This is a genomic window from Streptomyces sp. NPDC046881, assembly GCF_040645015.1.
Taxonomy (GTDB): domain Bacteria; phylum Actinomycetota; class Actinomycetes; order Streptomycetales; family Streptomycetaceae; genus Streptomyces.
Genome location: NZ_JBEYXJ010000073.1, coordinates 1 through 12,883 on the forward strand (window position 1 = coordinate 1; position 12,883 = coordinate 12,883).

A 12,883-nucleotide genomic window follows, 5' to 3' on the forward strand; every position below is an offset into this window, starting at 1 on the left:
ACGAGGGACTGCACCCGGCACGCCGAGAGCACGCACCAGACGCCGCAGGGCCCGCCCTCCGGGCGGACGGAGGGACTTTGCGGACACGACCTAGGAGGCGGCGCCCCTGGTGTCCCCCGCGGCCTCCGCGTGCCGCGGCACCCGCACCGTCACCCGGAGCCCCTGCGGCTCGTGGTGGGCGTACTCGATCGCGCCGCCGCCCGCCGCGAGCAGGGCGCGGCTGATGGACAGGCCCAGGCCCGACCCGTTCACGTTCTGGTGCCGGCCGCTGCGCCAGAAACGGTCGCCCACGCGCGCGAGCTCCTCGTCGGTGAGGCCGGGCCCGGTGTCGGTGACGACGACCGTGGTGGTGTCGCCGTCGACGCGGACGGCGACCTCGACCGTGCCCCCCTCGGGGGTGAACTTCACGGCGTTGTCGATCACCGCGTCCAGTGCGCTGGACAGGGCGATCGGGTCGGCCCAGGCGGTGGTGGGCGGACAGTCGCCGGTCAGCCGGACGCCCCTGGCCCGGGCGGCCGGTGCCCACGCGGCCACCCGCTCCTCGGCCAGCGCGCCGATGTCGGTCAGCCCGAGGTCGGCCTCGGCGTGCTCGGCCAGCGCCAGGTCGAGCAGGTCGTCCAGCACCTGCGCCAGGCGCTTGCCCTCGGTGCGGACCGAGGCGATCTCCTCGTTGCCCTCGGGGAGTTCGAGGGCGAGCAGTTCGATGCGCAGCAGCAGCGCCGCGAGCGGGTTGCGCAGCTGGTGCGAGGCGTCCGCGACGAAGGCGCGCTGCTGCTCCAGCACGGCCTCGACGTTGTCCGCCATCTCGTTGAACGAACGGGCCAGCCGTCTGAGTTCCGGCGGCCCGCCGGCGGCCGCGACCCGGGACTTCAGCCGCCCGGTGGCGATGTCGTGGGTGGTGGCGTCCAGGACCCGGACCGGCCTGAGCACCCAGCCCGTCAGCCTGAGCGCGGCGCCGACGGCGAGCAGCATGGCCGCGATCTCGCCGGCCCCGATGAACAGCCAGCCGCGCAGGATCCGGGACCGCAGCTGCCCGGTGGGCGAGTCGGTGACCACGACCGCGACGACGTCCCCGTCCCGGATCACCGGCGAGGCCACGACCAGCCGGCCGCGCTGCCAGGGCCACACCTGCCGCGGGTCATGGCTGCGCCGGCTGAGCAACGCCTCGTCGAACGCCCGGCGGACCTCCCCCGTCTGCGGTACGAACCAGCTGTCGGGCGCGTTGGCCATGGCGGAGCCGTTGCGGTAGAAGACACCCGCGCGGATGCCGTAGACGCCGTGGTAGCTCTCCAGCTCGCTGCGCAGGCTCGCCCGGCGCTCGTCCGTGGTGGTGCGGCGGGAGCCGCCGGGCGCGTCGGTGACGAACTGGGCGAGCGCGGCGAAGCGGGCCGTGTCGTCGATCCGGTCCACGACGACCCGCTGCTGCTGCGCGGCGGCCACGCTGCCGGCCAGCGGGACGCCGAGCGCGAGCAGGACGGCCGCCAGCAGGACGATGAGCAGCGGCAGGAGGCGTGTGCGCACCCGTCCCCGCTAGGCGGCCGGGGCGACGAGCCGGTAGCCGACGCCGCGTACGGTCTCGATCAGCGCGGGCATGCGCAGTTTGGCGCGCAGGGAGGCGACGTGCACCTCCAGGGTGCGGCCGGTCCCCTCCCAGCTGGTGCGCCAGACCTCGCTGATGATCTGTTCGCGCCGGAACACCACCCCGGGCCGCTGGGCGAGCAGCGCGAGCAGATCGAACTCCTTGCGGGTCAGCTGGACGACCGCGCCGTCCACGCTGACCTGGCGCGTGGGCAGTTCGATCCGGACCGCACCCAGGAGCAGCGCGTCCTCGCCGCCGGTCGTGGGGTCCTCGTGGGCGGTGCGCCGGCTGACGGCGTGGATCCGGGCAAGCAGTTCCCCGGTGTCGTACGGCTTGACGACGTAGTCGTCCGCCCCCATGTTGAGCCCGTGGATGCGGGAGCGGACGTCGGAGCGCGCGGTCACCATGATCACCGGGGTGCTGGTGCGTTTGCGGATCTTGCCGCAGACCTCGTAGCCGTCCTGGTCGGGCAGGCCGAGGTCGAGCAGGACGACACCGAAGCCGTTGCCCTCGGGCACGAGCGCCTGGAGGGCCTCCTCGCCGCTGCGCGCGTGAGTGACCTGGAATCCGTGCCGCGCGAGGACGGCGGACAGGGCCGCGGCGACATGGTTGTCGTCCTCGACGAGCAGCAGTCTCATCCGGCCCCCTCCGGTTCAGCGGTCGTGCGGTCTCGGTTTCCGTCAGGCTTGCAGAACGCGTCCACGCGCGCGTGCACCATGGCAGTGACGCCGATGGTTAAGGACGGCGTCAAGAGGGTTCGGGTTGCCTGCCGCTTCCGTTACCCGGCCGATATGCGCGGCGGCCGCATGTACTACGACACGTGTCCGATTGCTATCGGATCGTGATGCTCAGATCTCCCTCAGATGTGATGACGCAGGTCACAGCCCCTCATTACTGTCCTCGGAAACCCGAGGAGGACGGAGCCTGAGAGCGATGACCAAAGTAACGGTGGCCAAGGAGGACGCGGCCACGTCCGACGAACTGGTCGTCCTGAAGAGCGTCAACAAGCACTTCGGCGCGTTGCACGTGCTCCAGGACATCGACCTGACGATCGCCCGCGGCGAGGTCGTCGTGGTCATCGGGCCCTCCGGGTCCGGAAAGTCGACGCTGTGCCGCACCATCAACCGCCTGGAGACGATCGACTCCGGCACGATCACGATCGACGGCAAGCCGCTGCCGCACGAGGGCCGCGAACTGGCCCGGCTGCGGGCGGACGTCGGGATGGTGTTCCAGTCGTTCAACCTCTTCGCGCACAAGACCGTGCTCGAGAACGTGATGCTGGGCCAGGTGAAGGTCCGCAAGGCGGACAAGAAGCAGGCCGAGGAGAAGGCCCGGGCCCTGCTGGACCGGGTCGGCGTCGGCACCCAGGCGGACAAGTACCCCGCCCAGCTGTCCGGCGGCCAGCAGCAGCGCGTCGCGATCGCGCGGGCGCTCGCGATGGGCCCGAAGGTCATGCTGTTCGACGAGCCGACCTCCGCCCTCGACCCCGAGATGATCAACGAGGTCCTGGAGGTCATGCAGCAGCTCGCGCGCGAGGGCATGACGATGATCGTGGTCACCCACGAAATGGGCTTCGCGCGTTCGGCGGCGAACCGGGTCGTCTTCATGGCGGACGGCCGGATCGTCGAACAAGCCACGCCCGAGCAGTTCTTCAGCAACCCGCGCAGCGACCGGGCCAAGGACTTCCTGTCCAAGATCCTGCACCACTGACCGTGCCGGGCCCGGCGTCCGCACCCTCCGGGTCGCCTCCCTCAGACGGACCTCGTTCCTCACCACTCAAAGGATGTTCACGATGAAGCTCCGCAAGGTCACCGCCGCCGCGGCCGTCCTCCTCTCCCTCTCCGTGGCCGCCACCGCGTGCGGCGGCGACGACAAAAAGGACGACAACGGCTCCTCCGGTGGCGGCAAGAAGATCACCGTCGGCATCAAGTTCGACCAGCCGGGCATCGGCCAGAAGACCCCGCAGGGCTACGCGGGCTTCGACGTCGACGTGGCCACCTACGTCGCCAAGAAGCTCGGCTACAACGCCGACCAGATCGAGTGGAAGGAGTCGAAGAGCGCGGACCGCGAGACCATGCTGCAGCGTGGTGACGTCCAGTTCATCGCCGCCTCCTACTCGATCACCCCGGAGCGTCAGCAGAAGGTCGACTTCGCCGGCCCGTACCTGCTGGCCCACCAGGACGTGCTGCTGCGCGCGGACGAGACCAAGATCAAGGCGCCGGCGGACCTGAACAACAAGAACCTGTGCTCGGTGGCCGGCTCGACCTCGGCGCAGAACGTCAAGAAGACGCTGGCCCCCAAGGCGAACCTGCAGACGTACCCGACCTACTCCGCGTGCCTGTCCGGCCTGCAGAGCGGCGCCATCGACGCCCTCACCACGGACGACTCGATCCTCGCCGGTTACGCCTCCCAGTCCCAGTTCAAGGGCAAGTTCAAGCTGGGCGGCTTCAAGATGACCAACGAGAACTACGGCATCGGCGTCAAGAAGGGCAGCGACCTCAAGGCCAAGATCAACAAGGCGCTCGAGGAGATGGTCTCCGACGGCTCCTGGGACGCTGCCGTGAAGAAGAACTTCGGTCCGGCCAACTACAAGAACGAGCCCGCCCCGAAGATCGGCGACATCAAGAGCTGAGGCAATGCCCGCCGGTGCGCCGCCCCTGACGGCGGCGCACCGGGGCATCCCTACACGCGGAAGCGCGGGAGATCGTGTTCGACTTTCTTGGACGTTACGACGTACTGGGCGCCTTCTGGACGACCGTGCAGCTCACCCTGCTGTCGGCCGTCGGCTCCCTGGTCTGGGGCACCCTGCTGGCCGGTATGCGGGTGGGCCCGGTGCCGCTGATGCGCGGTTTCGGCACCGCCTACGTGAACATCGTGCGGAACATCCCGCTGACGGTGATCATCCTGTTCTCCTCACTCGGCCTCAGCCAGACGCTGGGCATCACCCTCGGTGCGCACGACTTCAAGGTCCAGGGCTTTCGGCTGGCCGTGCTCGGTCTGATCCTCTACACCTCTGCCTTCGTCTGTGAGGCGATCCGCTCCGGCATCAACACCGTGCCGGTCGGCCAGGCCGAGGCCGCGCGTGCCATCGGCCTCAGCTTCACGCAGGTGCTGCGACTGATCGTGCTGCCGCAGGCGTTCCGTGCGGCCATCGGTCCGCTGACCAACGTGCTGATCGCGCTGACGAAGAACACGACGGTGGCCGCCGCGATCGGTGTGGCGGAGGCGGCGTTCCTCATGAAGGAAATGATCGAGAACGAGGCGCAACTGCTGCTGATCTCGGCAGTCATCGCCTTCGGGTTCGTGTGCCTGACCTTGCCGACCGGGCTGATCCTCGGCTGGGTGGGCAAGAAGATGGCGGTGAAGCGATGACTTCCGTTCTGTACGACGCTCAGGGGCCCCGCGCCAAGCGGCGCAACGTCCTCTACACGGCCCTCTTCCTGGTGGTCCTCGCGGCCCTCGTGTGGTGGGTGTACAAGGCTCTCGACGACAAGGGCCAGCTGGCCTGGAGCCTGTGGGAGCCCTTCTTCAGCGGCACCGAGGCGTACTCGACGTACATCTGGCCCGGTCTGCAGAACACCTTGAAGGCGGCAGCGCTGGCGATGGTCATCGCGCTTCCGCTGGGTGCCACCCTCGGCATAGCCCGGCTCTCGGACCACGTGTGGGTGCGCGTCCCGGCCGCGGTCGTGGTCGAGTTCTTCCGCGCGATCCCGGTCCTGGTCCTGATGATCTTCGGGCTGGCCCTCTTCGCCCAGTACACCGACGTCAGTTCGGACGACCGTCCGTTCTACGCGGTCGTCACCGGCCTGGTGCTGTACAACGCGTCGGTGCTCGCCGAGATCGTCCGCGCGGGCATCCTCGCCCTGCCGAAGGGGCAGTCCGAGGCGGCCATGGCCATCGGTCTGCGCAAGGGTCAGGTGATGCGGGTCATCCTGCTGCCGCAGGCGGTCACCACGATGCTCCCGGCGATCGTCAGCCAGCTGGTGGTCATCGTGAAGGACACCGCGCTCGGCGGGGCGGTCCTCACCTTCCCCGAACTGCTGGCCTCGGCCAACACGATGAGCGGCTACTACGGCAACATCATCGCCTCCCTGACCGTCGTGGCCGTCATCTTCGTGATCATCAACTTCTCGCTGACTTCGTTCGCGAGCTGGCTGGAGGGCCGGCTGCGACGGGGCAAGAAGTCGACGGGCGCGGTGCTCGGCGCCCAGGACGTGGCGGACATCGCCGGCACGGCGGCGACCGGGGCCGGAGGCGCCGCCGGCGGCCCGGACCTCAGCGGTCCGTTCGTCGGCGGCGGGCACGGCGGCAAACACGACAGCTGACGGTCATTCAAGTGACATGAGGCACCCAGGGGCAGTGGCATGATCGCCACTGCCCCTGGTCACTTGACGCATAGTCTGCCAATGGGTTGCATACGTTCTGTGATCGTGCACCCCGCTTCACCTTCCCGTTCACTTGTCTCCGTCAAGGCCTCGCCGCGGGCAGGGGGCGCCACACCGTGGACCCGGTGATCATCGTCGGAGCGGGGCCCGTCGGGCTCACGCTCGCCCTGGCGCTGGCGCGTCAGGAGGTGCCGACCGTCGTCCTGGACGAAGGGCCCGGCAAGGACGAACCCCGCCCGGCGCGCACCGTCGTCCTGCGCGAGGACACGGCCGCCCTGCTGGAGCGGCTGACCGGCGTCGCACTCGGTGAGCACGGGGTGCGCTGGGCCGGATGGCGGTCCGTGCGGCGCCGGCAGGTGGTGAGCGAGATCGTCTTCGACGCGTCCGATCCCGCCCCGCTGCACATCGCGCAGCACGTCCTCACGGGTTTCCTGCGCGGGGCCGTCGCCCGGGAGCCCCTCGTGGAGATGGCGGTGGACAGCCGCCTGGACGCGATCGAGCAGGAGCGTTCCGGCATCAGTGCGCACACCCGTGGCCCGAAGGCCACCTGGTGGCGCGGAAGTTACCTGGTCGGCTGCGACGGCCCCCGCTCGACCGTGCGCAAACTCCAGGACATCCGCTTCCCGGGCCGTACGGCGGTGGAGCGGCACGCGGTCGCGGCGCTGCGCGTGGAGCTTCCGTGGGAGGGTCGGGCGTTGCTCCATCGGATGCCGCCGTGGCGGTCGTCCGGGCCCTCGGCCGGGGAGGTGACCGCCCGCCCCCTCCCGGACGGCGCGTGGCGCCTGGACTGGCTGCTGCCGCCGGGCAAGGACCTGGTCACGCCCGAGGTCCTGCTGACCCGGATCCGTGAGACCCTCGCGGGCTGGTCGGACGGCCCCACACCGGCGTACGACCTGCTCGACACGGGTGTCCACACGGTGCACCACCGCCTCGCCCGCCGGTGGCGCGCCGGCCGGGTCTTCCTCGCCGGGGACGCGGCCCATCTGCTCGGCGCGCTCGGCACCCAGGGGCTCGACGAGGGGCTCAGGGACGCCGGGAACCTCGCCTGGAAGCTGGCCGCGGCCTGGCACCACGGCCCGCACGAAGCCCTGCTGGACAGCTACCAGACCGAGCGGCGCGCGGTGGTCGCCGCCCGGCTGCGCGCCGCCGACCAGGTGCTGCCGGTGCTGCGCGGCGGGGGCGCGCTGCGCCACATCGTCCCGGGCGCGACCCGCAACCAGGACACCCTGTTCACCGACGGCCACCTGGGGCGCGGTCCGCTGGGCGCGCCCGGCACGTACGCCGAGTCGCCGCTCGCGCCCCAGCGGCTGGAGGGTCGGGTGCCGGTCGACACTCCGCCCGGCGCCCCGGTCACCGACGTCCGGGTCACGGCGGAGGACGGTTCCTTCGTCCAGCTGCGCGACCGGCTCGACCGCGGCGCGCTGCTCGTCGTGCTGATCGCGCCCGGTACGGGTGTCTGGGACCGCAAGCACTGGATGTCCGCCGGGGTCATGCCCCGGCTCGCGGCGGCCGTGACCGCGCTGCCGCACCCCGCCGAACTGCTGGTCGCCGAGAGCTACCCGGGCGCACCGGCGCACAGTGTGCTGCTCGTGCGCCCCGACGGACACCTGGTCACCGCGCTGAGCGGGGTCCGCCCGGCCGACCTGTACGCGGCGGCCGAGGCCACGCTGGGCGGGGCGGTGCACGGGGAGCAGCAGGAGGACGAAGAGAGCAAGGAGGAGGAGCAGACGGCGGAGGCCCGGGCCGGCTCCGGCGCGCGCTGACCGTATCCCGGGCAGGTTCCGGCGCGCATTGACCGCATCCCGAGGGCCTGATTCCGGCACCTGCCGACCGCATCCCGGGGAGGTGGTTCCGGCGCCCTCCGAACGCATCCCGGGGACGCGGTTCCAGCGCCCGCCGAACGCATCCCGGGGACATGATTCCGGCACCTGCCGACCGCACGCCGGGGACGCGTTCGGGGCGCGCCGGCCCACTGCCGGGATGCGGCTCCGGCGCGCCCCGGCTGTGCGCTCCCTCGCCCTCCGTCCACAGGGTGACACCCGGTTGACCCGATTGCGGCAGCATGCTGTACTCCGGATCGTGACCGACACCTGTGTGCGCCTGTGGCGGAGGGTCCATATGGACCTCGTCCGCTACGCGGGCTGCGTGTGTCGCCCGTCCTGCTGAATTCGCATCCTCTCCCTTTCCGGGCGCCGTCGTGCGCCCGTTTCCGCGAACGCATCTCAGGACGGTGCACGTGTCTGTCCCCTCTCCTTCCCTGTCCTCGTCCGCGTCCCCGGCCGCCGGTTCGGCGCCCACCCAGGTGGACCTCCTGGACTTCGTCCGGCGCACGGCGGCCGACGCCGAGCTGATCGCCTCCCTGCCGCTCGATCCGGAAGGCCGCACCTGGGTACGGCTGAAGGGCCCCGGCGGCAGCGAGGCCTGGCTGATCGGCTGGCCGCCCGGTACCGGTACCGGCTGGCACGACCACGCCGACTCGGTCGGTGCCTTCCTCACCGCCTCCGGCGACCTGACGGAGCACTCCCTCGCCGCCCGGCTGCCCACCGACGGCTGGAAGACCCTGGAACTCACCGACGGCGTGGACCGGGTGCGCCGGCTGTCCGCCGGGCAGGGCCGCGCCTTCGGCCACCACCATGTGCACGAGGTGCTCAACGCGTCCCGCGAGCGACACGCGATCTCGGTGCACGCGTACTACCCGCCGCTGCCGCAGATCCGCCGTTACAGTCGCACGGGTCAGGTGCTGCGCCTGGAGCAGGTCGAACGCCCGGAGGACTGGCAGTGAGCGGCACGAGCGAACGGTCGGCGGTGGCCGAGGTGACCCGGGGGACCGGTGTGCCGGCGAGCGTGCCCGGCGAGCAGCCGCCCGGCATCGACGAGTTGCTGGAGCGGGTACGCGCCGGCTACCAGCGCATCGAGGCACGACAGGCGTACGAGGCGGCGCGCTCCGGTGAGGCGTTGCTGGTCGACATCCGGTACGCCGCCCTGCGCGAGCGGGACGGGCTCGTCCCCGGCGCCGTCGTGGTCGAGCGCAACGAGCTGGAGTGGCGCCTCGACCCCCGGGGCAGCCACCGCCTCCCCGAGGCCACCGGACACGACCTGCGGGTCGTGGTGATCTGCAACGAGGGCTACGCCTCCAGCCTCGCCGCCGCCTCCCTCCACCAGCTGGGCCTGCACCGGGCCACGGACCTGGTGGGCGGCTTCCAGGCGTGGCGCGCCCAGGGGCTGCCGGTGGAGCCGGCGACGGCCTGAGCCGTGGGCCGCAAAAAACCGTGAACCCCCGGGGTCTGCCCGGGGGTTCGTGGCGTCGGCGGCCCTCCTGCGGACGGCGCCGGCGCTACTCCTTCGCCGTGGCGACCGTCACCGCCCGCACCCGGAGCGCCGCACGCCCGGGCACGGCACTGGCCACCAGCGCCAGCAGGCCGGCGACCGCGACCACGCCGACGTAGAGCAGCGGGGTGACCGCCGGTGCGGCCCGGCCCGTCATGCCGACGCTGAACGCGGTGAGCACGGCGAGCGCGATACCGGTACCGACCGAGGTGGCGAGGAACAGGACGGACAGCGCCTCGGTGCGCAGCATGCGCAGCACCTGACGGCGGGTCGCGCCGGCCAGCCGGAGCAGCGCGAACTCCCGGACACGCTCGGCGACCGACATGGCCAGCGTGTTGACGACCGCGATGGCGGTGAAGGCCAGGACGAGTCCCATGGCGAGGTAGTTGACCTCGGCGTTGTTCTGCTGCCGGTCGGCCTGGAGCGTGTCCGCGGCGGCCGGCGAAAGAATGCGCAGCCCCGGGAACTCACGGAGCGTAGTCGCGAGTTGTGTCTGTGTACGGGTCGTGCTGACGAGGACGGAGGAGGCGAGCGGGTTGTCGACGTGGCGGGCCACGAGGTCGTGCGCGAAGGTCAGGTCGCCGAAGCCGAGACCCCGGGCGTAGACGGCGGCGACGGTGAGCGTGGCGGGCGTGCCGTCGCCGAGCGTGAGTTTCAGGGTGCTTCCCGGCTTCAGGTGCTGCTGGGCGGCGGCCACTTCGCTGACGGCGACGGTGCCGGGGCCGAGCCGGTCGAGGGAGCCGGCCGTGACCTCCGGGTCCCAGGTGCGGGTGAGGCCGGCGGGGGTGACGCCCTGTGCGGGGTACTTGTCGAGGCCGACGCGCACGGTCGTGCGGACCACCTCGGTGACGGTGTCGTGCCGTGCGCGCAGCCGTTCGGCGGCCTCGCCGGGGACGCCCGGTCCCTGGGCGGCGACGACCCAGTCGGCCCTGACACCTTCGCGGGCCTGGGCGCGGGCGGCGTTCCCGAGGGTGTCCTGGACGAACAGGACGGTGCAGGTCATGCCGACGAGCAGAGTGAGGGGGGTGACGACGGAGGCCATGCGGGCGGCGTTGCCGCGCAGGTTGGCGGTGGCGAGCCGGCCGCCGTGGCCGGTGAGCCGGAGCGGGCCGGCGAGCAGCAGCGCGGCGGCCCTGACCAGGAGGGGACCGAGCAGGGCGACGGAGGTGGACAGGACGATGACGGCGAGGAAGGTCACGGGAGTCGAGGCGGGCTCGGTGCGCAGAACGGTGAGCACGAGGACGAGGACGACTCCGCCGGCGAGCAGCAGCAGCCCGGCGGCGATCCGGCCCCAGGCGGGCTTGGTGCGCTCGCTCCTCGCCTCGGTCAGCGCCTCGGCCGGGCGGATCCGGGCGACCCTGCGCGAGGCGATCCGGGCCGCCGCCCAGGCACCGAGCAGGGTGACGGCCAGAGCGGCCAGCGGCGGGAAGACGCTGACGGTGTGTTCGAGCGTGTCGGGTACGGCGCCCAGGGCGACGAACCGGGAGTGCAGCCAGCCGCCCAGCGGCAGCCCGAGCAGTGCGCCGACGGTGCCCGCTGCCGCACCGACGATCAGTGCCTCCCGGCCGAGCAGCCTGCGGATCTGCCCGGAGGTGGCGGCGACGGCCCGGAGCAGGGCGAGCTCGCGGTGGCGCTGCTGGACGGTGAGCGCGAAGGTGCCGACGACCACGAGCACCGCCACCAGCAGCGAGGTACCGCCCATGGCGCCGCCCATGCTGACCAGCCGGGTGCGGGCGGCGGCCGCGTCCAGGAACTCGACGGGCCCGCGGGCGTCGCCGCTGCTGACCTGCGCCGTCGTACCGTGCAGCGCCCGCTCCACCGCCCGGCGCACCCGCTCGGGGTCCGCCCCCTTGGCCGGCAGCACACCGAACGCGGTGACCTTGCCGGGGTGCCCGGCCAGCCGACGGGCCTCGGCGGCGGAGAAGAACAGGGACGTCTGGTGGCGTACGGCGGTGGCCGGGGCGGCGATACCGGTGATCCGGTAGCCGCGCGGGGCCTGCGTGGACTGCACGGTGAGCCGGTCGCCGGGCCGCAGCCGGGTCCGCGCGGCGAGGTCACCGTCGATCACGAGCTCGTCCGCGGCGGTGGGGGCCCGGCCGGCGGTCAGCCGGTACGGGGTGAGGGCGGCGGAGTCCCAGGCATGCCCGTAGGCGGTACGGCCGCCGGTGCCGGCCGGGGTCGACGGCTGGGCGAGGAAGGTGAGTTCGGGGATCACCCGGGCCACGCCGGGGGTGCGGTCGAGCGTGCCGCGCAGGTTCCCGGCGAGCCAGGCGCGTTCGGCGACGGGTTTCGCCTTGTGCTTGACCTTGGTCTTGCCCTTCTTGTGCTTGACGGTGGTCCGGTGCACGTACTGGTCGGCGGAGACCACGACGGGGGCGGCGGCGTAGCGCTCGGTGCGGATGGTGCCGCGCAGGCCGGTGTCGAGGAGGGTGCCGCACGCGGTGATCAGAGCCGCCGCGCACATCAGGGCGAGGAAGGCGCCGAGAAATCCCGCCTTGCGGGCGCGGACTGTGTGCAGGGCGTAACGCAGCATCATGGGGACGGGGCTCTCTTCTGTTGTACGCGTCGGCTGTGTCGGGCGCTGGGCGCGTGTACAGACTCGCCGGTGCGGGGGTGGGAGAGCATTGCGGTGACCCGGTGTCTTGCGGAGGGGGTCAACCCGCCTGCCCGCTGCGGGGGTTAACCCCACCCGGGCGCCGGTTCGCACCGGCCGCCCCGAGCAGACCGTGCCGGAGGGACGCGCGGGAGAACCCCTCAGAAGTCCCCGTCCCCCAGGAACTCCGTGTCCTCGCCCTCCTCCTCCAGGGCCTGGCGGACGATGCGGAGGGCCATGCCCTCGGAGTAGCCCTTGCGGGCGAGCATGCCGGCGAGCCGGCGGAGCCGCTTGTCGCGGTCGAGGCCGCGGGTGGCGCGCAGCTTGCGGGCGACGAGCTCCCGGGCGGTCGCCTCCTCCTGCTCGGGGTCGAGCTGGGCGACGGCGTCGTCGATCAGCGCCGAGTCGACCCCCTTGGTGCGCAGTTCCCGGGCGAGGGCGCGGCGGGCGAGCCCCCGGCCGTGGTGCCGGGACTCCACCCAGGCGTCCGCGAAGGCGCCGTCGTCGATGAGTCCGACCTCTTCGAACCGGTCCAGCACCTCGTCGGCGACGTCCTCGGGGATCTCCCGCTTGCGCAGGGCGTCCGCGAGCTGTTTGCGGGTGCGCGGGGTCCCGGTGAGCAGGCGCAGGCAGATCGCCCGGGCCCGCTCAGCCGGGTCCCCTGAAGACTCCCCCTGCTCGTCCCTCGCCGAGGAAGGGGCGCCTTCGTCCTCACCGGGCGCGTCCCCGAACCCGCGCCGCCGCCGGCCACGCCCCCGGCCACCCCGTGCGCCGCCGGGTCCCGCGGAGCCACGGCCGGGCGAACCGCCCCCGTGCGGCTCATCGCCCGTGTCTCCGTCACCCCCGCACCCGTCGGTTCCGCGGGATGCGCCGGGTCGGCCGGTCCGGTGTTCGTCGTCCCCGTCCGGGGCGGAGTCCGGGTAGCCCCCGGTGCCCCTCCCCCGTGGGACACCGGGGGTGGCGTACTCGTACTCGGCCCAGTCGGTTCGTCGTGTCACG

12 protein-coding genes are annotated in these 12,883 nt (G+C 72.3%); 8 read left to right on the top strand and 4 right to left on the bottom strand.

Annotated features, from left to right (window positions below):
• Positions 1-90: 90 nt before the first annotated feature.
• Together ABZ923_RS28210 and ABZ923_RS28215 are read right to left on the bottom strand one after the other, a co-directional pair.
• Positions 91-1,521, bottom strand: a complete 1,431-nt coding sequence (locus ABZ923_RS28210; protein WP_361476780.1) for a HAMP domain-containing sensor histidine kinase — start codon at positions 1,519-1,521, stop codon at positions 91-93.
• Positions 1,522-1,530: 9 nt separating this feature from the next.
• Positions 1,531-2,217: a response regulator transcription factor gene (locus ABZ923_RS28215; protein ID WP_361476782.1), complete on the bottom strand. Its 687-nt coding sequence runs from the start codon at positions 2,215-2,217 to the stop codon at positions 1,531-1,533.
• Positions 2,218-2,512: 295 nt separating this feature from the next.
• Between ABZ923_RS28215 and ABZ923_RS28220 the strand changes: the two genes are divergently transcribed.
• From ABZ923_RS28220 to ABZ923_RS28255, 8 genes are all read left to right on the top strand, one after another.
• Positions 2,513-3,289, top strand: coding sequence for an amino acid ABC transporter ATP-binding protein (locus tag ABZ923_RS28220; protein WP_358642559.1), 777 nt, complete (start codon positions 2,513-2,515; stop codon positions 3,287-3,289).
• Between the two features lie 82 nt (positions 3,290-3,371).
• Positions 3,372-4,211, top strand: a complete 840-nt coding sequence (locus ABZ923_RS28225) for a glutamate ABC transporter substrate-binding protein (RefSeq protein WP_361476785.1) — start codon at positions 3,372-3,374, stop codon at positions 4,209-4,211.
• A 74-nt stretch (positions 4,212-4,285) separates the two neighbouring features.
• Positions 4,286-4,951: an amino acid ABC transporter permease gene (locus ABZ923_RS28230; RefSeq protein ID WP_361476787.1), complete on the top strand. Its 666-nt coding sequence runs from the start codon at positions 4,286-4,288 to the stop codon at positions 4,949-4,951.
• Positions 4,948-5,904, top strand: coding sequence for an amino acid ABC transporter permease (locus tag ABZ923_RS28235; RefSeq protein WP_361476789.1), 957 nt, complete (start codon positions 4,948-4,950; stop codon positions 5,902-5,904). The genes ABZ923_RS28230 and ABZ923_RS28235 overlap by 4 nt, the downstream gene beginning before the upstream one ends.
• A 176-nt stretch (positions 5,905-6,080) precedes the next feature.
• Positions 6,081-7,727, top strand: a complete 1,647-nt coding sequence (locus tag ABZ923_RS28240; RefSeq protein ID WP_361476791.1) for an FAD-dependent monooxygenase — start codon at positions 6,081-6,083, stop codon at positions 7,725-7,727.
• A 217-nt stretch (positions 7,728-7,944) separates the two neighbouring features.
• Positions 7,945-8,130 carry a putative leader peptide gene (locus tag ABZ923_RS28245; protein WP_361476793.1) on the top strand — a complete coding sequence of 62 codons (186 nt, stop codon included), beginning with the start codon at positions 7,945-7,947 and terminating at the stop codon, positions 8,128-8,130.
• Between the two features lie 64 nt (positions 8,131-8,194).
• On the top strand, positions 8,195-8,746 hold the full coding sequence (locus ABZ923_RS28250) for a cysteine dioxygenase (protein ID WP_361476795.1): 552 nt from the start codon (positions 8,195-8,197) through the stop codon (positions 8,744-8,746).
• Between the two features lie 32 nt (positions 8,747-8,778).
• The gene (locus tag ABZ923_RS28255; RefSeq protein WP_361476830.1) at positions 8,779-9,213 is read left to right on the top strand and encodes a rhodanese-like domain-containing protein; all 435 of its coding nucleotides are present in this window, start codon (positions 8,779-8,781) and stop codon (positions 9,211-9,213) included.
• Positions 9,214-9,298: 85 nt separating this feature from the next.
• Here ABZ923_RS28255 and ABZ923_RS28260 read toward each other — a convergent pair whose 3' ends face one another.
• Together ABZ923_RS28260 and recX are read right to left on the bottom strand one after the other, a co-directional pair.
• Positions 9,299-11,827, bottom strand: coding sequence for an ABC transporter permease (locus ABZ923_RS28260; RefSeq protein WP_361476797.1), 2,529 nt, complete (start codon positions 11,825-11,827; stop codon positions 9,299-9,301).
• A gap of 218 nt (positions 11,828-12,045) precedes the next feature.
• Positions 12,046-12,882 carry a recombination regulator RecX gene (recX, locus tag ABZ923_RS28265; RefSeq protein ID WP_361476799.1) on the bottom strand — a complete coding sequence of 279 codons (837 nt, stop codon included), beginning with the start codon at positions 12,880-12,882 and terminating at the stop codon, positions 12,046-12,048.
• Position 12,883 lies beyond the last annotated feature (1 nt).

What these genes read in the sequence shown, in the direction of transcription:
- ABZ923_RS28215 (WP_361476782.1), bottom strand. Translation starts at nt 2,217, where the DNA reads ATGAGACTGCTGCTCGTCGAGGACGACAACCATGTCGCCGCGGCCCTG.
- ABZ923_RS28220 (WP_358642559.1), top strand. Translation starts at nt 2,513, where the DNA reads ATGACCAAAGTAACGGTGGCCAAGGAGGACGCGGCCACGTCCGACGAA.
- ABZ923_RS28225 (WP_361476785.1), top strand. Translation starts at nt 3,372, where the DNA reads ATGAAGCTCCGCAAGGTCACCGCCGCCGCGGCCGTCCTCCTCTCCCTC.
- ABZ923_RS28235 (WP_361476789.1), top strand. Translation starts at nt 4,948, where the DNA reads ATGACTTCCGTTCTGTACGACGCTCAGGGGCCCCGCGCCAAGCGGCGC.
- ABZ923_RS28245 (WP_361476793.1), top strand. Translation starts at nt 7,945, where the DNA reads ATGCGGCTCCGGCGCGCCCCGGCTGTGCGCTCCCTCGCCCTCCGTCCA.
- ABZ923_RS28260 (WP_361476797.1), bottom strand. Translation starts at nt 11,827, where the DNA reads ATGATGCTGCGTTACGCCCTGCACACAGTCCGCGCCCGCAAGGCGGGA.